Origin of the sequence: Ciceribacter sp. RN22 (assembly GCF_024054295.1) — a bacterium.
In the GTDB taxonomy this organism is placed as follows: Bacteria; Pseudomonadota; Alphaproteobacteria; order Rhizobiales; family Rhizobiaceae; genus Allorhizobium; species Allorhizobium lividum.
Map to the genome: position 1 here is coordinate 764,173 of NZ_JAMXLD010000001.1, position 19,763 is coordinate 783,935.

Here is a 19,763-nt window from a genome sequence, read left to right on the forward strand (position 1 = left end):
TGGTTTCGCGTGGGAGACCCCCGGACACGATCAGTTGATCGCGAGAAGTGTGAGCAGGGTCAGGCTCATGGCGCAAAGCACGAGAAGCGAGGCGATCGCGGCGAGGACCACCCGACCGCCGGAGCGGGTGACGGAGCGCACGTCGACGGTCAGCCCCAGCCCGGCCATGGCAACGGTGGTGAGCAGGCCGGAGGCGGTTGTGATCGGCCCGAGGAGAACCGACGGGATTGCTCCGGTCGAGCGTAGCGCCATCATTGCGGCGAAGCCGGCGATGAACCAGGGCGCCACGTGCCGAAGCGATACCTTGCCGTCCGCACCGTTGTTGCCAACGGCTCCGAGCGCCAGCAGTACCGGGCCGAGCATCAGCACGCGGATCAGCTTGACCACCGTACCGGCATGGCTGCTGATTAGGCCGGCCGAGGCGGTTGCCGCCAGCACCTGCGGCACGGCGTAGACGGTGAGGCCGGCAAAGATGCCGAACTGCAGGTCGCTGAGATGTGCGGCGGCATGCAGTGCCGGCATCGCGAGGACGGCCGCAACGCCAAGCACTGCGGTGAAGGCGATTGCGGCTGCCACGTCGTCGGCCTCCGCGCCGATCACCGGTGCGGCGGCGGCAATTGCCGAATTGCCGCAGATCGAGTTGCCGCAGGCGACCAGCGTCGCCAGCTTCGGGGTGAGGCCGAGCGCCCGTCCGATCCCGTAGCTGATGGCAAGCGAGAGCACCACGACGGCGGCGATCCCCGCGACCAGCAGAACGCCTGCCGCACCGATCTCGGCGATGCTTACCGAGGCGCCGAGCAGGACCACGGCCACTTCGAGCAGGACCTTGGCGCTGAAGGCGATCCCGGCGTCGAAGGCGGACGGGATACGAAAAGAGGAACGCAGTGCCGTCCCGAGGAGGATGGCGAGCACCAGGCTCTCGATCCAGTGCCCGCCGGAAAGCGCGACTTCGAAGCGCTCGAGGAGAATGGCGAGGCCGGAAACGAAAACCGAAAGGGCAATGCCAGGCAGGAGACGGGGACGTGCGGAAAGCGGGAGCATGGCGACCGAGTAGGAACGTGGACGACTGGCCGCAACTTGCTCCGCGCAATCGTCGACTTCCATCGAATAGTCTCTTATGTTTCGTTCGGAAAATCAGAACGAAAGAAGCCATGACCTTCGAGCAGCTCTCCATCTTCGTCGCGGTCGCCGAACGCGAGCATCTGACCCGCGCCGCGGAAGCCCTGAGGCTGACGCCGTCGGCCGTCAGCGCCGCGATCCGCAACCTAGAAGCCTTCTATCGTGTGGCCCTGTTCCACCGGGTCGGCCGGCGGATCGAACTCACCGAAGAGGGCCGGCAGTTCCTCGAAGAGGCCCGCGCGGTGCTGCGCCGCGTGCGCTCCGCCGAACAGACGCTTGCCGAACTCGGCGGCCTGATGCGCGGCACGCTCGTGGTCGAGGCGAGCCAGACGGTCGCGAGCTACTGGCTGCCGCCGGTGCTGATGCGCTTCCATCGGGCCCATCCCGGCGTGGACCTCAAGTTCACCCTCGGCAACACGACCTCCGTCACGGCCTCGGTTGTGGAGGGAAGGGCCGATATCGGCTTCGTCGAGGGCGTGGTCGACGCGCCGGCGCTCTCGGTCTCGCGCCTCATCGACGATGAGATCCTCGTCGTCACGGCGCCGGACCACCCCTGGGCGGACGGCAGGCCGCTTGCGCCGCGGGACCTCGTGGACGGCTCCGACTGGGTGATGCGCGAGGCGGGGTCCGGCACCCGCGCGGCCTTCGAAACGGCGATCGCCGCGCGCGGCATCGATCCGAGATCCCTCAAGGTGGTGCTGGAACTGCCCTCCAACGAGGCGGTGCTTTCGGCCGTTCGTGCCGGCGGCAGTGCGACCGTCGTCGCCGGCGTTGCCGCACGGTGCTTTGTCGATGCGGTGCGACTCGCGCCGGCGAATTTTGCGCTGCCGCCGCGCGCCTTCTCCGTCCTTCGCCACAAGGAGCGGCGCGCGAGCCGCGCGGCCGATGCGCTCGAACGGCTCGCCCGCGAAGCCGCCCTGTCCCCAGTCTCGGAATAGCGCCAGCCCTCGGGCATTCCGTCAGACGGCGATCACCTCGTGGACAATGCGATAGTCCCGGCTTTCCTCGCCGAGCGGCGCGACCGGCCATTGCCAGTGTGCCTTCGGCGCTGGTGCGGAAACGCCGTGGAGGAGGTCGGCGGTTTCGTGGAGATGTCCCGTGCGGTCGATCACCGAGAAGCTCACGTCCGTGATGAGGCAGGTCCGGCAGGGAAGGCCGGCGAGCCCGTCGATATGGGCGCGGATGAGGCGCGGCAGGGCGTCCTCGGGCATGGACCCGGCGGGCTCGGCGGCGAGCCGCCGCTTCACACCGAGGCCGATCTGCGACAGGAGGTTCGCCGAGACGACGAAATCGAGATAGGGCACCTGCCGCAGGAAGGAGAGTGGTTCCGGTTCCTCGCCCGCGGCGAGCTGGTCGTATCCCGAAAGGTCACGCTCGATCAGACGGACGTTGCGGCGGCCCTTGAGCGCCAGCCGAAGCCTGACACTCGCCAGATGCACGAGGTCTACGAGGATGACCGTGTCGAAGCTTGCGGCGAGCGTGTCGATCGGCACGTCGCGCAGCAGGCCGGAACCGAGCACCACCGCGGTTCGGCGTTGCCGCAGGTCTTGCATCGCGTCGAGGGTGAAGGTCCGGCTGTTCTCCTCGTGCGGTGCCCAGTCGCGCGCGCAGCGCCGCGCCCGCGCCCAGAGCCGCACCGAGGAGTTGATCTCTCCTCCGCGCCGCCTGCCGGAGAGGGCATAGGTCGCGGCGAAGTTCAGTGCTTCGGCAAGCATCAGGCGAGCGAAAGCGCGGCCGGCGCCAGTGCCACATGCAGCTCGTGCGGCGTGTCCGGAAGGCCGGGGGCATAGCCGAAGTCGAGCTTGAACTCGGTGGTCCTCAAGCCCCTGCGGTCGGCATGGGCATAGAGCATGGAAAAACCCTTGTAGATTTCGGCGAGCGGCCCGGTGTGGACGAGCCGGAGATAGCGTTGCGCCGGCACCACGAGCCGGGTCATGCCTTCGGGCACTTCCGTCGCCGTGGCGGCCATGAAGCCCACGAGTTCGCGGTAGACGCCGTCTTCGCTGCCGGTCGAGACCTCCAGGAAGGCCGTCGCCCCGGTTTCAGCCTCGAACAGGCGGGTCCAGGCATCCGGCACCACCCGCGAAAGGTCCTCGAAGCGTCCTTCGACGGCGATACCGACGACAACCAGTTCCGGTAATTCGACAAGCTCGATCATGGTGGCCTCCTGCGGTGTTGCGGGCGATCGATGGCCTGCCAAGGCCAAGGTGCAAGTCGGGGCGAAGCTAGTGCCGCGCCTCAAGCCGGTCAAGCGCCGTGAGAGGGTGCGCGGATCATTCCGCTTGCCGGTTTTTCCCCAATCCGTTAGAGCAGGCCGCAGCCCAAATCCCGCAATGTCCGGACACGCCCGCCATGAATGAAAAGCCCAGGAAACCGCAGAAGCTGAAGGCCCGCCTGCCGCGCGGCTTCGTCGATCGCGAGGCCGCCGACATCCGCGCCGTCAACGAGATGGTGGGCAAGATCCGCGAGGTGTACGAGCGCTACGGTTTCGATCCGGTCGAGACGCCGCTTTTCGAATACACCGATGCGCTCGGCAAGTTCCTGCCCGATGCCGACCGACCGAACGAGGGTGTCTTCTCGCTGCAGGACGACGACGATCAGTGGATGAGCCTGCGCTATGACCTGACGGCGCCGCTCGCCCGCCATGTGGCGGAGAATTTCCAGGAAATCCAGCTTCCCTACCGCACCTATCGCGCCGGCTACGTCTTCCGCAACGAAAAGCCGGGTCCGGGCCGCTTCCGCCAGTTCATGCAGTTCGACGCCGACACCGTCGGCGCGCCGGGCGTGCAGGCGGATGCCGAGATGTGCATGATGATGGCCGACACGCTGGAAGCCCTCGGCATCAAGCGCGGCGACTACGTGATCCGGGTGAACAACCGCAAGGTTCTGGATGGGGTGCTGGAGGCCTCCGGTCTGATCGGCGATGACACGACTGGGCAGCGCCTCACGGTCCTGCGAGCAATGGATAAACTCGACAAGTTCGGGCTGGAAGGCGTGCGGCTGTTGCTGGGCGAAGGCCGCAAGGACGAGTCCGGCGACTTCACAAAAGGCGCGGGACTGGCTCACACTCAGATCGAGAACATCATTCAGTTTCTTCAATGGAAGACTATTCAATACACACCAGTTGATGGCGGCGTCCGTTTGGAGACGAACACGATTTCCTCCAATTTGGCAGTATTGGACGGCTTCGTAGCCTCTTTCCCGGCTGATAATCCCTTGTTCTTGGAGGGTATTGGCGAGCTGCGTACCATCGCCTCTATGACGGACGCAGCGGGGTACGATCGCACGCGTATCCAAATCGACCCCTCCGTCGTCCGCGGTCTCGAATACTACACCGGCCCGGTCTACGAAGCCGAGCTCACCTTCGACGTCACCAACGAGAAGGGCGAGAAGGTCGTCTTCGGCTCGGTCGGCGGCGGCGGGCGTTACGACGGCCTCGTCTCGCGCTTCATGGGCCAGCCGGTGCCGGCGACCGGCTTTTCCATCGGCGTGTCGCGCCTGATGACGGCCTTGAAGAACCTCGGCAAGCTCGGCGCCGACGAGGTGGTCGCGCCGGTCCTCGTCACCGTCATGGACGGCGACGTCGAGAGCATGGGCCGCTATCAGCAGTTCACGCAGGATCTTCGCAATGCCGGCATCCGCGCCGAAATGTACCAGGGCAACTGGAAGAAATTCGGCAACCAGCTGAAATACGCCGACCGCCGCGGTGCCCCCATCGCCATCATCCAGGGCGGCGACGAGCGCGCTCAGGGCGTCGTGCAGATCAAGGACCTGATCGAAGGCAAACGCCTCTCCGGCGAGATCACCGACAACGCCGAGTGGCGCGAGGCCCGCGTGGCGCAGGAGGTCGTGCCGGAAGCCGACCTCGTCGCCAAGGTTCGGGAAATCCTCGACGCCCAGGCGGAGGACCGCCGGCGGGCGAAGCAGGTCGATGTTTAAGCTCTGCGGTTATCCCCTCCCCAACCCTCCCCACAAGGAGGAGGGGGCAGGTCAGCGCGTGCCGTTGGCCTCGGGGATAACCTCCCCGCTGAGCCAGGCTGGGGGAGCAGGCATCTTCCCCGAGTCCTCTCCCCCCTTGTGGGGGAGATGGGCGGTAGCCCAGAGGGGGTCTTTTTCCTCTACTGCAGGAGCCAGCCCATGCCCCTGATCAATATGCCCGGCTTCGCCGCCGATATCCTCGCCGAGTTCGCCGATCGTGGCACGGCGCGGGTCGACACGCCCGTGATCCAGCCGGCCGAACCTTTCCTCGACATGGCCGGCGAGGATCTCCGCCGGCGCATCTTCCTGACTGAGAACGAGCGCGGCGACAGCCTGTGCCTCAGGCCGGAATTCACCATTCCCGTCTGTCTCCGCCACATCGAGACGGCGACCGGAACGCCGAAGCGCTACGCCTATCTCGGCGAGGTCTTCCGCCAGCGTCGCGAGGGCGGCAGCGAGTTCTACCAGGCCGGCATCGAGGACCTCGGCGACACCGCCACGGCGCGTGCCGATGCCCGCGCGATCGGCGATGCCTGGGGCGTGCTCGCCCGCCTCCTGCCGCAGCGGCACCTTTCGGTCGTGCTCGGTGACCAGGCGGTGTTCGAGGCGGTCGTCGAGGCGCTCGGCCTGCCCGCCGGCTGGCAGAAGCGGCTGATCCACGCCTTCGGCAACAGCGAGCAGATCGAACAGCTGCTGCGCAAGCTTGCGAGCCCCAACCATGTGCAGGGTCTCGATCCGGTCGTCGCGAACCTCCTTGCGGCCGGCGACGAGGCCGCGCTGATCGCCCACATCGACGCCACCATGCAGGCGACCGGCTATTCCACCAATGCCAGCCGCTCGCCGGTCGAGATCGCCGCGCGGCTGAAGGAGAAGCTGGCGCTCGCCGAGACACGCCTTGATGGCGCGGCGCTGCTGCTCTTGCGTGAGTTCCTGTCGCTCGAACTGCCGCTTTCGGAAGCCTCCGGCGCGCTCGCCGGTTTCGCCGATGCGGCCGGCTTGTCGCTCGGGCCGGCGCTGTCGCGCTTCGACGAGCGGGTCGCCTCGCTTGCGGAGGCCGGGCTCGACCTGACGAAGATCACCTATCGTGCCGCGTTCGGGCGTCCGCTCGACTATTATACCGGCCTCGTCTTCGAGATTTCCGCCGAGGGTTCGCCGGCCGTTCTTGCCGGCGGCGGTCGCTTCGATCGGCTGCTGACCCTTCTCGGCGCAAAGGAACCCATTCCGGCTGTCGGTTTCTCGCTGTGGCTTGACCGGATCGAGGCAGCGAGGGCCTCCCAATGACCATCACGATCGCACTCCCCTCCAAGGGCCGGATGAAGGACGACGCCTCGGCGATCTTCGAAAAGGCCGGCATGAAGATTGTCGCCGTCGGCAACGACCGTTCCTATCGCGGCCGTGTCGAAGGCTGGGACGACGTCGAGATCGCCTTCCTCTCGGCCTCGGAGATTTCCCGCGAGATCGGCAACGGCACCGTCGATTTCGGCATCACCGGCGAGGACCTGATCCGCGAGGGTCTGGCGGAGGCCGACAAGCGCGTCGAGATCTGCGCCCGCCTCGGCTTCGGTCATGCCGATGTCGTGGTCGCCGTGCCCGAGATCTGGCTCGATGTCGACAGCATGGCCGACCTCGGCGATGTCGCCGCCGATTTCCGCACCCGCCATGGGCGGCGGCTCACGATCGCAACGAAATACTGGCGGCTGACGCAGCAGTTCTTCTCGAGCCAGCACGGCATCCAGCTCTACCGGATCGTTGAAAGCCTCGGCGCGACGGAGGGGGCTCCCGCGGCCGGCCAGGCGGATATCATCGTCGATATCACCACGACCGGTTCGACACTCAAGGCCAACCACCTGAAGATTCTCTCGGACGGCGTGATCCTCAAATCCGAGGCCTGCCTCGTCAGGGCGAGAAAGCCCGTGCACGAAGGGGATGCCCGGATCGCCGAGATCGTCGCCGCCGTCCGCGCGGTCCTGTGAAGTGGCGATGAGCGACGCGGAGCGGGTGATCAGTCTCTATGAGCGCCACGCCCGCGCCTTCGATGCGCTCCGCTCGAAACATCTGTTTGAAAAGCGCTGGCTCGACCGTTTCGCCGGAGAATTGGCGGCCGGTGCTTCGGTGCTCGACATTGGCTGCGGTTCCGGCGAGCCGATGGCGGCCGATCTTGTCTCTCGCGGCCTCCTCGTCACGGGTGTCGACAGTTCGCCGACGCTGATCGGTCTCTGCCGGGCGCGCTTTCCGGTGGGAGAATGGCACGTCGCCGATATGCGCCGTCTGGGGCTCGGGCGGGTGTTCGATGCACTTCTCGCCTGGCACAGCTTCTTTCATCTGACGCCTGACGAGCAGCGCGACATGTTTCCGATCTTTGCCCAACATGCGGACGAAGGCGCGATGCTGATGTTCACCTCCGGTCCGCGCGAGGGCATATCCGTCGGCACCTTCGAGGGCGAGCCGCTCTACCATGCCAGCCTCGCGCCCGAGGAATACCGCCGGCTTCTCGGCGCGAACGGGTTCGCCGTCATCGATCACATGGCGGAAGATCCGGACTGCGGTGGCGCGACGATCTGGCTGGCGCGACAGGGCCTCTGAATGCAAAGAACCCGCCGGATCGCTCCGGCGGGTTCTTTCATTAGGGCAGGGGTTCTTAACGTATCAGGCGATCGCGTAGGCGCCGCGGCGGGCGTCGAGCGAGTAGGCGCCGGGGCCGAAGGTGGCGAGCACGATATAGGCGCCGGCGAGCGTGATGTTCTTCATCATCATGATCTGGTTCAGCACGGTCAGCCAGCCGTTGGCTGCAGCCGGGAAGTCCGGAACGTTGATCGCCGAGCCGTGGAAGACGACGCCGGTGAAGACGCAGAAGGCGGCGAGCAGCCAGCCGGCGATCCGGGTCTGGTAGCCGACGAGGACGGCAAGGCCGGCGACGAATTCGAAGAAACCGGCGAGGTAGGCGAGTGCGCTGGCGGCGGGCAGGCCGGCGCCGGCGATCATGCCGGCGGTGGCGCTCGGGTCAGCAAGCTTGCCGAAGCCGGAATAGATGAAGATGAAGGACAAGAGGACGCGGCCGAGAAGGATGGCCAGGTTGTTGGCGTTCGACATGAAAGGCTCCTGTTTGCGTGTGCCTGCATGCAGGCGGTCAATGACGATTTCGCAAACCTTTTCCCACGCGACCACTGTTGCGGATAGATGCACAATTCTTGACTATTCGTTCAAGAATAGGGAACGACAGCCGTCGGGGCCGGCCGGTGTCTCCCGTCCTCAGGCGTAGATGCTGGCCTCGAGCGTCGGCCTCAGCCTAAACCGCGGGAACATGAAGACGCCGCAGATGCTGCCGGCTGCCCCGCCATCGAGCCCCGTCGTCTCGGCAATACAGAAGACCGGCTGCCGATACTCCCGCCCGGAGACGATCGTGGTGGAATAGCAGAAGGTCGAGGAGGCGGTCGCCGCCTGCTCGAAGAGATCGAGCACGAGCGCCCGGTCATGAGGATCGTAGCAGCGGGTCATGTTGAGAAGGCCGCATTCAGGGCCGTCGAGACCGTGCAGGAGGGTCGCACATTCTCCGAGACGGATGATTCCGTTGGCGAGATCGCCGGTCCAGGATTCCGAAACGGTGAACCGCGATAAGCCGTCGGCATCGTCGTCGTCCGTCGGCAGGTGCTGCATGGGATGCGCGGCGAGGGTAGTTCTGGCAATCTTAAACAAGGCATTCCCCAAAGTCGAAGCCGATGGCCAGGGCCGTCCGGGTTCCGTTTCGGTCAGTGTGGTTTAAGCTACGCGTCGGTCGGGACCGGCAGGTCGCCGCGCCCTTCCATGGCACCAGAACGAAGACGTCCGGAACTAACGCTTCCGGCGAATCCGTGGTGTATATTATCTCTTTCTTAATGACAGGCAATGTCGAAGCGGGAGCCGCGTACCTACTCCGGGTAGTGCAAAGTCTCCAGACCGTCTGTCCGGGGCGGAATAGTAAAGTTGAAGTAGGGATGCGGCAAAACTGTCCCGTCATGGGACAGTTCTCAGGAAGCGATATAAAGTTTGCAGAATGCCCGCAATTGAAATTTTCGACACGAGGAAGTTCTTTTGCGACTTTTTTGCGGGAAACATCGAAGGCGGCGAAAGTCATCTCGGGCGGTTGCGCACTTCTTCGCGCGAAACCGGTCGAAGGCGGAGCGTGGCACCGCAGTCCCGCTGCTCGGGCGAGGGAACAGTGAGGTCCCCTGCGTCGGTGATTCGTGCAACGAAAAAGGGCGGACCTTGCGGCCCGCCCTTTCCTTATCCGTCAATGCGGATCGGCTTAGGTCATGTTCGCTGATCGCGATCGGCTACGCCGATCACATCATGTCCATGCCGCCCATACCGCCCATGCCGCCCGGCATGCCGGCCGGAGCGTCCTTCTTCGGCAGTTCGGCGATCATGGCTTCCGTGGTGACCAGCAGGCCGGCAACCGAGGCTGCGTCCTGGAGAGCGGTGCGAACGACCTTGACCGGGTCGACGATACCCATGGAGATCATGTCGCCATATTCGCCGGTCTGGGCGTTGTAGCCGTAGTTGTCGTTGTCCTTTTCAAGGATCTTGCCGACCACGATGGAGGCTTCGTCACCAGCATTCTCGGCGATCTGGCGGGCCGGAGCCTGCAGAGCGCGACGAACGATGTTGATGCCGGCTTCCTGGTCCTGGTTGACACCCTTGACCGTGATCTTCGCCGACGAACGCAGCAGAGCCACGCCACCGCCGGGCACGATGCCTTCCTGAACGGCAGCGCGCGTCGCGTTGAGCGCGTCGTCGATGCGGTCCTTCTTTTCCTTCACTTCGACTTCCGTCGAGCCGCCGACGCGGATCACGGCAACACCGCCGGCGAGCTTGGCAAGGCGTTCCTGCAGCTTCTCGCGGTCGTAGTCGGAGGTGGTTTCCTCGATCTGGGCCTTGATCTGGCCGACGCGGCCTTCAATGTCGGACTTTGCGCCGGCGCCGTCGACGATCGTGGTGTTTTCCTTGGAGATCGAAACCTTCTTGGCGCGGCCGAGCATCTCGAGGGTGACGTTCTCGAGCTTGATGCCGAGGTCTTCGGAGATGACCGTACCGCCGGTGAGGATCGCGATGTCTTCCAGCATGGCCTTGCGGCGATCGCCGAAGCCCGGAGCCTTGACGGCGGCGATCTTCAGGCCGCCACGCAGCTTGTTGACGACGAGGGTGGCGAGAGCTTCGCCTTCGACGTCTTCAGCGATGATGACGAGCGGCTTGCCGGTCTGGACGACGGCTTCCAGAACCGGCAGCATGGCCTGGAGGTTCGAGAGCTTCTTCTCGTGCAGGAGAATGTAAGCGTCTTCGAGGTCGGCGATCATCTTTTCCGGGTTGGTGACGAAGTAGGGCGACAGGTAGCCGCGGTCGAACTGCATGCCTTCGACGACTTCGAGTTCGGTTTCGGCGGTCTTGGCTTCTTCGACCGTGATCACGCCTTCATTGCCGACCTTCTGCATTGCTTCGGCAATGTCGAGACCGATCTGGCGCTCGCCGTTGGCGGAAATGGTGCCGACCTGGGCGACTTCTTCGGACGTGTTGATCTTCTTGGCCTTGGCCTGGAGATCCTTGACGACTTCGGCGACGGCGAGGTCGATACCGCGCTTCAGGTCCATCGGGTTCATGCCGGCGGCAACGGCCTTGGCGCCTTCGCGAACGATGGCCTGGGCGAGAACGGTTGCCGTGGTGGTGCCGTCACCGGCGATGTCGTTGGTCTTCGAAGCGACTTCGCGGACCATCTGGGCGCCCATGTTCTCGAACTTGTCTTCCAGTTCGATTTCCTTGGCGACCGAAACGCCGTCCTTGGTGATGCGCGGAGCGCCGAAGGACTTGTCGATGATGACGTTGCGGCCCTTCGGACCGAGGGTGACCTTCACTGCATCGGCGAGGATGTCGACGCCGCGCAGCATCTTTTCGCGCGCAGTACGGCCGAATTTGATTTCTTTAGCTGCCATTTTCAAAACTCCCGGGCGTCAGCCCACTGGTGAATTGGTAATTTTGGGGAAGAGGTGACCGGCTGGATCAGCCGATGACGCCCATGATGTCGGCTTCCTTCATGATGAGGAGGTCGACGCCATCGAGCTTGACTTCGGTGCCGGACCACTTGCCGAACAGGACGCGGTCGCCGACCTTGACGTCGAGCGCAACGACCTTGCCGTGTTCGTCGCGGGCGCCGGGACCGACGGCGACAACTTCGCCTTCAGCGGGCTTTTCCTTGGCGGTGTCGGGAATGATGATCCCGCCCTTGGTCTTTTCTTCGGATTCCACGCGGCGAACGACGACGCGATCATGAAGCGGACGGAATTTGGTGTTTGCCATTGTCTAATCCCTCGATCAAATGACATCTACGGGACGAGAGCCGTCCCGCATCGAAATGATTAGCACTCGCCTTTGATGAGTGCTAGCGCGATCGATTTAGGGAGCGCGCGGAGGGGAGTCAAGAACCGCGTCGAAAAATGCGGCTTGGCCTGAGAAAATACTTTCGGAACCAGTTAATAGGGGCGGGTAAGCCGGGCGGGTAGGCCCGGCTTCGCGATGTCGGCCTCAGATTGCGAGGCCGGCATAGGTGCCGAACTCGGCGACGATGCCGCGCTCAGCCATGAAGGCCTTCGGATCGAAGCCGATCGCGGCGTAGAAATCGGCAACCTTCGCCTTGGCATCGTTGAGCGCCTTCTGGCTTTCCCACTCGACGACGGTGACGATGTGCACGGCCTCGCCGCCATCGGCAATGGCGACCTTGTTGTAGAGGCAGCCGGGCAACGTGTCGAAATAGCCGTGGATGATGGCCAGGCGATCCTCGAGTGCGAGGCGATGATCCGCAGGGCACGTCATACGGTCGACGCGGAAGATGGAGGTGCGGCTCTTGGTGAGGGTCATGACGTTCATTTTCGGAATCCTGAATATTGTTTTGCTGACAACGGTGGGAGGATCGGACCTCAACCAATGTTGAGGTCAATAGGGTCGCGAGATTTTTCCGGGGTGTACCCGTCGTTGCCGGAGTAACGGGGGAACTCAAGTCGCCCGAGCCGGCTTGAACAGCGGTCCCCTCGGGCATATTTCCGCAAACGGCTGCAAATCCCCTTGCCTTGCAGGCTCTCCTTTGCGATGTCAGCCGGGACCGTTTTCCATGACAGGACCGAGGAATGCCCGAACACATTTCCAGCTTGAACGACGTTTGCGACCGTTACGACGTGATCCTCTGCGACGTCTGGGGCGTGCTGCACAACGGCGTCGACGCCTTTTCCTCGGCCTCGGAGGCGCTGACCGAAGCGCGCGGCAAGGGCTTGTCCGTCGTGCTGATCACCAATTCCCCGCGTCCGTCGCCCGGCGTCATCAGCCAGTTGAAGACCATCGGCGTCGCCGACACCGCCTATGACCGGATCGTGACGTCCGGCGACGTGACCCGCAAGCTGATCGCCGAGGGACCATCGAAGGTCTTCTTTCTCGGACCGGACCGCGATCTCTCGCTCCTCGACGGCCTGCATGTCGAGGCGGTCGCACAGGACGTCGCGGAAGCCATCGTCTGCACCGGCTTCTTCGACGACGAGACGGAGGTGCCGGAAGACTATCACGACATGCTCACCGCCTTCTCCGCCCGTGGGGTCCCGCTCATCTGCGCCAATCCGGACCTGATCGTCGAGCGGGGGGCACGGATGATCCCGTGCGCCGGCGCGGTCGCCGCTTATTACGAACAGCTCGGTGGCACGACGCGGATTGCCGGCAAGCCGCACCGGCCGATCTACGAGGCCGCCCTTGCCGCCGCCCGCGAGCAGCGCGGTGCCGACTTCCCGGTCTCGCGTGTGCTGGCGATCGGCGACGGCCTGCCGACCGACGTGCGCGGCGCACTCGATGCCGGGCTCGATCTTCTCTATGTGAGCGGCGGTATCCATGCCGGCGAATACACCGTCAACGGCCGCACCGACGAGGCGATTCTGAAGGCCTATCTCGCCCGCGAGCGGGTGGCGCCGAAGTGGTGGATGCAGAGGCTCGCCTGACGCGAGGGTAGTTCGCAGGGACAACGCATGACCGTCTTTCACCGCAACGAGAAGAAGAAGCCCCTGCCGGAGAAGCTGAAGGGCGGCGTCATCGCCATCGGCAATTTCGACGGCGTGCATCGCGGCCACCAGAGCGTCCTGAGTCGCGCGCTCGACCTGGCGAAGAGCCGCCACGTGCCGGCGCTGGTGCTGACGTTCGAGCCGCATCCGCGCACCGTGTTCAACCCGGAGAAACCGGTCTTCCGGCTGACGCCCGCGCCGCTGCGCGCCCGTATCCTCGAAGCCATGGGCTTCCACTCGGTCATCGAATATCCCTTCGACCGCGAGTTTTCCCAGCGATCCGCCGACGATTTCGTGCACGCGGTCCTGATCGGCTGGCTCGGCGCGAGCGAGGTCGTGACCGGCTTCGATTTCCACTTCGGCAAAGGCAGGGAAGGCGGCCCGGCCTTCCTGATGGAGGCGGGGCGAACGAACGGTTTCGGCGTCACCCTGATCGATGCCTTTCGCGACGAGAGTGCCGAGGTCGTCTCTTCGAGCCGCATCCGCGCGCTTCTCGGCGAGGGTGATGTTACCGAGGCGGCGGCGCTTCTCGGCTATCGCTATACCGTCGAGGCCGAGGTGATCGGTGGCCAGAAGCTCGGCCGCACGCTCGGCTATCCGACCGCCAACATGGCGCTCCCGCCGGAAACCGAGCTGAAGCCCGGCATCTATGCCGTCCGTCTGCGCCGCGCCGACGGCTCGCTGCACGACGGCGTGGCGAGCTTCGGCTTCCGTCCGACCGTCACCGAGGACGGCGCGCCGTTGCTCGAAACCTTCGTCTTCGATTTCTCCGCCGATCTCTATGGCGAAGTCTGCGCCGTCTCCTTCTTCGGGCGCTTGCGCGACGAACTGAAGTTCGCGGGCCTCGAACCGCTGGTCGCGCAGATCCGCCGCGACGAGGAGGAGGCGCGGGCGCTGCTCGCCGGCGTCCAGCCGATCAGCGCGCTCGACCGCAAGATCGCATTCTGAGCCTGTTGTTTTCTGCGTTTTGCCCGGGAGCCGCAAAAGCGTTTCCGAGTGGGCGACGGAAATATAAGGAAATTTCTATATCACGCCTGCCGCGACCGATAGAGTCCGGCCATTCTCGCCGCCAGCCTGCCAGGATCGATTGTATGACTGAATTCACCCCCTTTCTCTCCTTTGCCGGCGGCCTGCTGATCGGGCTTGCCGCCGTGCTGCTGATGGCGTTCTGGGGGCGGATCGCCGGCATGTCGGCGATCGTCATCGGCGTCTTCCCGCCGCTTGCCGCCGACTGGGGCTGGAGGGCTGCCTTCCTTGCCGGTGCGATCGGCGCACCGGCGCTCCTCCAGGCGTCCGGTCACACGGTGAGCTTCTCGGCGCCGCTCTCGCTTGCGGCCCTCGTCGTCGGCGGTGTGGTGACGGGCCTCGGCGTCACCTTCGGCTCCGGCTGCACCTCCGGGCACGGCGTCTGCGGGCTGGCCAGGCTGTCGCCGCGCTCGATCGCCGCGACGGCGAGCTTCATGGCCGCCGCATTCGTCACCGTCTTCCTGCTTCGCCACGTGTTCTGAGGGCCGCCGCCATGAAATATCTCGCTGCACTCCTCATCGGCGCCGTCTTCGGCCTCGGCATCGTGCTGTCCGGCATGGCCGACCCGTCCAAGGTCATGAACTTCTTCGACATCGCCGGCACCTGGGACCCGAGCCTCGCCTTCGTCATGGCGGGGGCTCTCCTCGTCACCGCTCCCGGCTATGCGCTCCTGCAGCGCCTGCGCAAGAAGCCGGTCTTCGACGCGCGCTTCCATATCCCGGTCCGCGGCCGCATCGACGGGCGGTTGATCGGCGGCTCCGTCCTCTTCGGTATCGGCTGGGGGATCGCCGGCTTCTGCCCCGGCGGCTCCATTCCGGTGCTCGGCCTCGGCCATCGGGAAGCCTACATTTTCCTTGCCGCGATGGTCACCGGCATGCTGATTGCGCGCCGTCTCCTCGACATGAAGGTCTTCACGCTCGCCGAACGGCCGGCGTGAAGCATTTGCCGCGGCGGGCCTCTTCCTTTTCTCGGCAAAAACGCTTAAACAGCGCCCCATGAACAGGGTACGGCTGACCATGTCCCTTCGAATTATTGGCCCGGCCTTCCGCGCGCTTTGAAAGCTGCCGGAGGGTCCGGGTTTTCGGCGCTTGCAAAAGCGCCTTTTTCGTTTCCGCCTTTTCCAGGAACTTGGCGCCGCCCTTCGCCGGCGCATCTCTCGATGGCAAGATCATGACCGATACCGCAGAAAAGCAAGACTATTCCTCGACCCTCTACCTCCCCCAGACCGAATTCCCGATGCGCGCAGGCCTGCCGCAGAAGGAGCCGGAGATGGTGGCACGCTGGCAGGAAATGGGTCTCTACAAACGGCTCCGCGCCTCCGCCGCCGGCCGCGAGAAGTTCGTCCTCCACGACGGCCCGCCCTATGCCAACGGCAACATCCATATCGGCCACGCGCTCAACAAGATCCTGAAGGACGTCATCACCCGCTCCTTCCAGATGCGCGGCTACGACGCCAACTACGTTCCGGGCTGGGACTGCCACGGCCTGCCGATCGAATGGAAGATCGAGGAAGAGAACTACCGCGCCAAGGGCAAGGAAAAGCCGGATCTCAAGCAGCCTTCGGCGATGATCGAGTTCCGCAAGGAATGCCGCGCCTATGCCGAAAAGTGGATCGGCGTGCAGTCCGGTGAGTTCAAGCGGCTCGGCATCGAGGGTGACTTCGACAATCCCTACACCACGATGAACTTCCACGCCGAAGCCCGCATCGCCGGCGAGCTTCTGAAATTCGCCACCTCCGGCCAGCTCTACCGCGGCTCCAAGCCGGTCATGTGGTCGGTCGTCGAGCGTACGGCGCTTGCGGAAGCGGAAGTCGAGTATCACGAGGTCGAGAGCGACACGATCTGGGTCAAGTTCCCGGTGCAGCATGTCGACCGGGAACGGGAGAAGGCTTGCATAAGCCAGTACTTTGACTTCGTGCAGATGAATTCTGAATTGGCCGCCTCCGAACGAGCGGCCGCGGAAGCGGCTGCGAAGATTGATGGCGCATCGATTGTAATCTGGACGACGACTCCGTGGACAATCCCCGGAAACAGGGCAATCTCATTTTCAAGTCGCATTGAATACGGACTTTATGAGGTTGTTTCTGCAGTCAACGATTATGGTCCACAGCCAGGAGAAAAGCTGGTTTTGGCCGAGACTCTTCACCGAGATTGCGCAAGCAAGGCGAAAATCGAACTGAGACCAATCCGAAAAGTATTCTCGGATGAACTCGCCACGATCATCTGCGCGCATCCGCTCGAAGCCTTGGGCTACACCTTCCCGGTTCCGCTCCTCGACGGCGACCACGTCACCGACGATGCCGGTACCGGCTTCGTGCACACCGCGCCGTCCCACGGCCGCGAGGACTTCGACGCCTGGATGGACAATGTTCGCGCGCTGGAAGCCCGCGGCATCTCGACCAAGATCCCGTTCACGGTCGGCGACGACGGCTATTACACCGACGAAGCGCCGGGCTTCGGTCCGTCCGCAGAAGGTGGTGCTGCCCGCGTCATGGACGACAACGGCAAGAAGGGCGACGCCAACAAGCGCGTCATCGAGGCGCTGATCGCCGCGAACCATCTCTTTGCCCGTGGTCGTATCAAGCACGACTATCCGCATTCCTGGCGTTCCAAGAAGCCGGTCATCTTCCGCAACACGCCGCAGTGGTTCGTCTACATGGACAGGGACCTCGGCGACGGTTCGACGCTGCGTTCGCGTGCGCTCAAAGCCATCGACGAGACCCGCTTCGTGCCGGCCATGGGCCAGAACCGCCTGCGCGGCATGATCGAACAGCGTCCCGACTGGGTGCTGTCGCGCCAGCGCGCCTGGGGCGTGCCGATCTGCGTCTTCGCCGACAAGGACGGGAACGTGCTGGTCGATGACGAGGTCAACGCCCGCATCCTCGAGGCCTTCGAAAAGGAAGGCGCCGATGCCTGGTTTGCGCCGGGCGCCAAGGAGCGCTTCCTCGGCAACGCCCACAATCCGGACATCTGGAACCAGGTCATGGACATCCTCGATGTCTGGTTCGACTCGGGTTGCACCCACGCCTTCACGCTGGAGGACCGTCCGGATCTGAAATGGCCGGCCGACGTCTACCTCGAAGGCTCCGACCAGCACCGCGGCTGGTTCCACTCGTCCCTGCTCGAAAGCTGCGGCACGCGCGGCCGTGCGCCCTACAACGCCGTCATCACCCATGGCTTCACCATGGCCGAAGACGGCCGCAAGATGTCGAAGTCGCTCGGCAACCAGGTCTTCCCGCAGGACGTGATGAAGGAATCGGGCGCCGATATCCTGCGCCTCTGGGTCATGACCACCGATTACTGGGAAGACCAGCGTCTCGGCAAGTCGATCATCCAGACCAACATCGACGCCTATCGCAAGCTCAGGAACACCCTCCGCTGGATGCTCGGCACGCTCGCCCACGACAAGGGCGAGGAGATTGCCTATGCCGACATGCCGGAGCTGGAAAAGCTGATGCTGCATCGCCTCGCCGAGCTCGACAAGGTCGTGCGCGAGGGCTACGACGCCTTCGACTTCAAGAAGATCACCCGTTCGCTGATCGACTTCTCCAACATCGAGCTTTCGGCTTTCTACTTCGACGTCCGCAAGGATGCGCTCTATTGCGACGCGCCGTCCTCGCTGCGCCGCCGTGCATCGCTCGCGGTCATCCGCAAGCTCTTCGACTGCCTCGTCACGTGGATGGCGCCGATGCTGCCCTTCACCACCGAGGAAGCCTGGCTGTCGCGCAATCCCTCAGCAGATTCCGTACATCTCGAACAGTTCCCGGAAATTCCGGCCGAATGGCTGAACCCGGCGCTCGACGAGAAGTGGGGCAAGATCCGGCAGGTTCGCACCGTCGTCACCGGCGCGCTTGAAATCGAACGCAAGGACAAGCGCATCGGCTCCTCGCTCGAGGCCGCCCCGGTCGTCCATGTCGGCGACCCGGCGCTCTTCCAGGCGCTCAAGGGTCAGGACTTCGCCGAAATCTGCATCACCTCCGACATCACGGTCGTTGCCGACGAAGGACCGGCGGACGCCTTCCGCTTGCCGGAGGTCGGCAAGGTTTCGGTCGAACCGAAGCTCGCCGAGGGCCGCAAGTGCGCCCGTTCCTGGCGCATCACAAAGGATGTCGGTTCCGATCCGGACTATCCGGAGGTTTCGGCCCGCGACGCCGCGGCGCTACGGGAGCTCGCCGCGCTTCGTTAAGCAAAAGTTACCGGGTGATTTGCGCTTTTGCCTGTCATCCGGTAAAACCTGCCTGAAATTGGCCGAAATCCTCGTTCAGGCGAAGGTTGAATGGGTGTTGTCGGCCGGATAGACTGTGCCGGCGAGGCTGGAAGGGCGTTTATGAAAGCGGCTGATATGTTCAGAGTGGGTGCCGGGGCGACGGGCATCATTGCGGTTTGCCTGAGCCTGACGGGTTGCGTCGGCAGCCCGACATACGGCACCGACAAGACGGCGATGGAACAGCTCGTCGATGACGTCGGGTCGGCGGTGTCGATCGGGGCGAGCCCGAACAAGAACGCCGGTACCAAGTACAATCCGCGTCCTGCGCTGGTCATGCCGCCGGAGACCGCCAGGAACACGCTTGCCGAGCCGCAGCAGTCGCTGGCCAGCAAGGAAAATCCCGAATGGCTGGAATCGCCGGAAGATGCGCGTCAACGCCTGGTCGCCGAGGCCGATGCCAACAAGGACAATCCGCGTTACCGCTCGCCGCTGCTCGCCGGCTACGGCACGGCCGGCACCATGACCGAGAGCCAGAAGTGGGCCGCCTTCCGCGAGGCGCGCCAGCTGCAGAAGGGCGCCTATCTCGACCAGCGCCGTTTCCTCTCCGATCCGCCGACGCAGTACCGTCAGGTCGCGTCTGCGGGAAACCTCGACGACCTCGGCGAGCCGGAGCTCAAGAAGGAAAAGCGCCGCAAGAAGGAGGCCAAGGCCGCCCGCCAGACGTCCTCCTGGTGGATGCCCTTCCAATAAGCGTGCATTCCTCCTTAGTCTCGTAACATGTCGCAGGCCGGAAACGGCCTGCACGTCTGTTTGGCCCCTGGGATATCCATGACCAGCTTCACCATCCGCAATGCGACGCCGGACGATGTCGGCGCGATCCTGCGTTTCATCACCGAGCTTGCCATCTACGAGAAGGCCGAGCACGAGGTCGAAGCGACGGAAGAAAGCCTGACCCGGACGCTCTTCGGGCCTGGTGCCGTCACCGGTGCCGCGATCCTCGAGGCGGACGGCGTTCCGGCCGGTTTCGCCATCTGGTTCTACAGCTATTCCACCTGGCAGGCGCGCAAGGGCCTCTATCTCGAGGACCTCTACGTTTCCCCCGACTACCGCGGTTCGGGCGCCGGCAAGCGCTTGCTGCGCTACCTCGCGAAGACTGCCGTCGACGAGGGTTGCGGACGCTTCGAATGGAGCGTGCTCGACTGGAACACCCCGGCGATCCGCGTCTACGAGGCTGTCGGCGCAGAACCGCAGTCGGAGTGGATTCGCTACCGCCTCTCCGGCGACCGGCTCAGGGATTTCGCGGCCGGTTGACAGGCTCCTATCCGGGATTTTGCCTCCCCGGCGTCACAGCCCGTTAACCGGACCGATCATAGT

The 19,763-nt window shown here is 64.4% G+C and carries 21 protein-coding genes; 12 read left to right on the forward strand and 9 right to left on the reverse strand.

All coding sequences use genetic code 11. From position 1 onward, the window contains the following. Window positions 1-30 precede the first annotated feature (30 nt). Entirely contained in the window at window positions 31-1,041 is a 1,011-nt protein-coding gene (locus NHF53_RS03750) for a YeiH family protein (RefSeq protein WP_252834902.1), read from the reverse strand. Window positions 1,042-1,151: 110 nt separating this feature from the next. On the opposite strand from NHF53_RS03750, the gene NHF53_RS03755 reads away from it, so the two are divergent. Continuing rightward, complete coding sequence (locus tag NHF53_RS03755) at window positions 1,152-2,057, forward strand: LysR family transcriptional regulator (RefSeq protein WP_252833159.1); 906 nt, start codon at window positions 1,152-1,154, stop codon at window positions 2,055-2,057. Window positions 2,058-2,078: 21 nt separating this feature from the next. Here NHF53_RS03755 and NHF53_RS03760 read toward each other — a convergent pair whose 3' ends face one another. Then, window positions 2,079-2,834 carry a hypothetical protein gene (locus NHF53_RS03760; protein ID WP_252833160.1) on the reverse strand — a complete coding sequence of 252 codons (756 nt, stop codon included), beginning with the start codon at window positions 2,832-2,834 and terminating at the stop codon, window positions 2,079-2,081. Further along, entirely contained in the window at window positions 2,834-3,277 is a 444-nt protein-coding gene (locus NHF53_RS03765) for a GyrI-like domain-containing protein (RefSeq protein WP_114362627.1), read from the reverse strand. Before NHF53_RS03765 ends, NHF53_RS03760 begins: the two co-directional genes overlap by 1 nt. Before the next feature lie 194 nt (window positions 3,278-3,471). Here NHF53_RS03765 and hisS point away from each other — a divergent pair, with 194 nt between their 5' ends. The 4 genes from hisS to NHF53_RS03785 all read left to right on the forward strand — a co-directional run bounded on the left by hisS (window position 3,472) and on the right by NHF53_RS03785 (window position 7,680). Then, window positions 3,472-5,058, forward strand: a complete 1,587-nt coding sequence (hisS, locus tag NHF53_RS03770; RefSeq protein ID WP_252833161.1) for a histidine--tRNA ligase — start codon at window positions 3,472-3,474, stop codon at window positions 5,056-5,058. Window positions 5,059-5,256: 198 nt separating this feature from the next. Then, complete coding sequence (locus NHF53_RS03775) at window positions 5,257-6,378, forward strand: ATP phosphoribosyltransferase regulatory subunit (protein WP_252833162.1); 1,122 nt, start codon at window positions 5,257-5,259, stop codon at window positions 6,376-6,378. Then, window positions 6,375-7,070 (forward strand): ATP phosphoribosyltransferase, encoded by a 696-nt coding sequence (gene hisG, locus NHF53_RS03780; RefSeq protein ID WP_252833163.1) that lies wholly within the window; start codon window positions 6,375-6,377, stop codon window positions 7,068-7,070. Before NHF53_RS03775 ends, hisG begins: the two co-directional genes overlap by 4 nt. Before the next feature lie 7 nt (window positions 7,071-7,077). After that, on the forward strand, window positions 7,078-7,680 hold the full coding sequence (locus NHF53_RS03785; protein ID WP_252833164.1) for a class I SAM-dependent methyltransferase: 603 nt from the start codon (window positions 7,078-7,080) through the stop codon (window positions 7,678-7,680). A gap of 63 nt (window positions 7,681-7,743) precedes the next feature. Here NHF53_RS03785 and NHF53_RS03790 read toward each other — a convergent pair whose 3' ends face one another. The 5 genes from NHF53_RS03790 to NHF53_RS03810 all read right to left on the reverse strand — a co-directional run bounded on the left by NHF53_RS03790 (window position 7,744) and on the right by NHF53_RS03810 (window position 11,988). Then, complete coding sequence (locus NHF53_RS03790) at window positions 7,744-8,187, reverse strand: DoxX family protein (protein WP_252833165.1); 444 nt, start codon at window positions 8,185-8,187, stop codon at window positions 7,744-7,746. A gap of 159 nt (window positions 8,188-8,346) precedes the next feature. After that, window positions 8,347-8,790 carry a hypothetical protein gene (locus tag NHF53_RS03795; RefSeq protein WP_252833166.1) on the reverse strand — a complete coding sequence of 148 codons (444 nt, stop codon included), beginning with the start codon at window positions 8,788-8,790 and terminating at the stop codon, window positions 8,347-8,349. Between the two features lie 626 nt (window positions 8,791-9,416). After that, window positions 9,417-11,057, reverse strand: coding sequence for a chaperonin GroEL (gene groL, locus NHF53_RS03800; protein WP_252833167.1), 1,641 nt, complete (start codon window positions 11,055-11,057; stop codon window positions 9,417-9,419). Between the two features lie 67 nt (window positions 11,058-11,124). Next, window positions 11,125-11,421 (reverse strand): co-chaperone GroES, encoded by a 297-nt coding sequence (groES, locus tag NHF53_RS03805; protein ID WP_114362633.1) that lies wholly within the window; start codon window positions 11,419-11,421, stop codon window positions 11,125-11,127. 225 nt (window positions 11,422-11,646) lie between these two features. Further along, window positions 11,647-11,988: a hypothetical protein gene (locus NHF53_RS03810; protein WP_252833168.1), complete on the reverse strand. Its 342-nt coding sequence runs from the start codon at window positions 11,986-11,988 to the stop codon at window positions 11,647-11,649. Window positions 11,989-12,245: 257 nt separating this feature from the next. On the opposite strand from NHF53_RS03810, the gene NHF53_RS03815 reads away from it, so the two are divergent. The 4 genes from NHF53_RS03815 (at window position 12,246) to NHF53_RS03830 (ending at window position 15,120) form a co-directional block, all read left to right on the forward strand. Then, window positions 12,246-13,097: a TIGR01459 family HAD-type hydrolase gene (locus NHF53_RS03815; protein ID WP_252833169.1), complete on the forward strand. Its 852-nt coding sequence runs from the start codon at window positions 12,246-12,248 to the stop codon at window positions 13,095-13,097. Window positions 13,098-13,124: 27 nt separating this feature from the next. Next, on the forward strand, window positions 13,125-14,105 hold the full coding sequence (locus NHF53_RS03820) for a bifunctional riboflavin kinase/FAD synthetase (protein WP_252833170.1): 981 nt from the start codon (window positions 13,125-13,127) through the stop codon (window positions 14,103-14,105). 143 nt (window positions 14,106-14,248) lie between these two features. Then, window positions 14,249-14,665: a YeeE/YedE family protein gene (locus NHF53_RS03825; RefSeq protein WP_114362637.1), complete on the forward strand. Its 417-nt coding sequence runs from the start codon at window positions 14,249-14,251 to the stop codon at window positions 14,663-14,665. A gap of 11 nt (window positions 14,666-14,676) precedes the next feature. Further along, window positions 14,677-15,120: a YeeE/YedE family protein gene (locus tag NHF53_RS03830; protein ID WP_252833171.1), complete on the forward strand. Its 444-nt coding sequence runs from the start codon at window positions 14,677-14,679 to the stop codon at window positions 15,118-15,120. Here NHF53_RS03830 and NHF53_RS03835 read toward each other — a convergent pair. Continuing rightward, window positions 15,095-15,355 carry a hypothetical protein gene (locus NHF53_RS03835; RefSeq protein ID WP_252833172.1) on the reverse strand — a complete coding sequence of 87 codons (261 nt, stop codon included), beginning with the start codon at window positions 15,353-15,355 and terminating at the stop codon, window positions 15,095-15,097. The two genes, NHF53_RS03830 and NHF53_RS03835, sit on opposite strands and share 26 nt — an antisense overlap. Here NHF53_RS03835 and ileS point away from each other — a divergent pair. The 3 genes from ileS (at window position 15,354) to NHF53_RS03850 (ending at window position 19,700) form a co-directional block, all read left to right on the forward strand. Further along, window positions 15,354-18,368 carry an isoleucine--tRNA ligase gene (gene ileS / locus NHF53_RS03840; protein WP_252833173.1) on the forward strand — a complete coding sequence of 1,005 codons (3,015 nt, stop codon included), beginning with the start codon at window positions 15,354-15,356 and terminating at the stop codon, window positions 18,366-18,368. The two genes, NHF53_RS03835 and ileS, sit on opposite strands and share 2 nt — an antisense overlap. A 141-nt stretch (window positions 18,369-18,509) precedes the next feature. Continuing rightward, window positions 18,510-19,139 carry a hypothetical protein gene (locus NHF53_RS03845; RefSeq protein ID WP_252833174.1) on the forward strand — a complete coding sequence of 210 codons (630 nt, stop codon included), beginning with the start codon at window positions 18,510-18,512 and terminating at the stop codon, window positions 19,137-19,139. A 78-nt stretch (window positions 19,140-19,217) separates the two neighbouring features. Continuing rightward, a complete protein-coding gene (locus NHF53_RS03850) occupies window positions 19,218-19,700 on the forward strand; it encodes a GNAT family N-acetyltransferase (protein ID WP_252833175.1) in 483 nt (160 codons plus the stop codon). Window positions 19,701-19,763: the final 63 nt, after the last annotated feature.

Excerpts from the sequence above, each read along its gene's own strand:
- NHF53_RS03750 (WP_252834902.1), bottom strand. The coding sequence starts at position 1,041 with ATGCTCCCGCTTTCCGCACGTCCCCGTCTCCTGCCTGGCATTGCCCTT.
- NHF53_RS03755 (WP_252833159.1), top strand. The coding sequence starts at position 1,152 with ATGACCTTCGAGCAGCTCTCCATCTTCGTCGCGGTCGCCGAACGCGAG.
- NHF53_RS03760 (WP_252833160.1), bottom strand. The coding sequence starts at position 2,834 with ATGCTTGCCGAAGCACTGAACTTCGCCGCGACCTATGCCCTCTCCGGC.
- NHF53_RS03765 (WP_114362627.1), bottom strand. The coding sequence starts at position 3,277 with ATGATCGAGCTTGTCGAATTACCGGAACTGGTTGTCGTCGGTATCGCC.
- hisS (WP_252833161.1), top strand. The coding sequence starts at position 3,472 with ATGAATGAAAAGCCCAGGAAACCGCAGAAGCTGAAGGCCCGCCTGCCG.
- NHF53_RS03775 (WP_252833162.1), top strand. The coding sequence starts at position 5,257 with ATGCCCCTGATCAATATGCCCGGCTTCGCCGCCGATATCCTCGCCGAG.
- hisG (WP_252833163.1), top strand. The coding sequence starts at position 6,375 with ATGACCATCACGATCGCACTCCCCTCCAAGGGCCGGATGAAGGACGAC.
- NHF53_RS03785 (WP_252833164.1), top strand. The coding sequence starts at position 7,078 with ATGAGCGACGCGGAGCGGGTGATCAGTCTCTATGAGCGCCACGCCCGC.
- NHF53_RS03790 (WP_252833165.1), bottom strand. The coding sequence starts at position 8,187 with ATGTCGAACGCCAACAACCTGGCCATCCTTCTCGGCCGCGTCCTCTTG.
- groL (WP_252833167.1), bottom strand. The coding sequence starts at position 11,057 with ATGGCAGCTAAAGAAATCAAATTCGGCCGTACTGCGCGCGAAAAGATG.
- groES (WP_114362633.1), bottom strand. The coding sequence starts at position 11,421 with ATGGCAAACACCAAATTCCGTCCGCTTCATGATCGCGTCGTCGTTCGC.
- NHF53_RS03810 (WP_252833168.1), bottom strand. The coding sequence starts at position 11,988 with ATGAACGTCATGACCCTCACCAAGAGCCGCACCTCCATCTTCCGCGTC.
- NHF53_RS03815 (WP_252833169.1), top strand. The coding sequence starts at position 12,246 with ATGCCCGAACACATTTCCAGCTTGAACGACGTTTGCGACCGTTACGAC.
- NHF53_RS03820 (WP_252833170.1), top strand. The coding sequence starts at position 13,125 with ATGACCGTCTTTCACCGCAACGAGAAGAAGAAGCCCCTGCCGGAGAAG.
- NHF53_RS03825 (WP_114362637.1), top strand. The coding sequence starts at position 14,249 with ATGACTGAATTCACCCCCTTTCTCTCCTTTGCCGGCGGCCTGCTGATC.
- NHF53_RS03830 (WP_252833171.1), top strand. The coding sequence starts at position 14,677 with ATGAAATATCTCGCTGCACTCCTCATCGGCGCCGTCTTCGGCCTCGGC.
- ileS (WP_252833173.1), top strand. The coding sequence starts at position 15,354 with ATGACCGATACCGCAGAAAAGCAAGACTATTCCTCGACCCTCTACCTC.
- NHF53_RS03835 (WP_252833172.1), bottom strand. The coding sequence starts at position 15,355 with ATGATCTTGCCATCGAGAGATGCGCCGGCGAAGGGCGGCGCCAAGTTC.
- NHF53_RS03845 (WP_252833174.1), top strand. The coding sequence starts at position 18,510 with ATGAAAGCGGCTGATATGTTCAGAGTGGGTGCCGGGGCGACGGGCATC.
- NHF53_RS03850 (WP_252833175.1), top strand. The coding sequence starts at position 19,218 with ATGACCAGCTTCACCATCCGCAATGCGACGCCGGACGATGTCGGCGCG.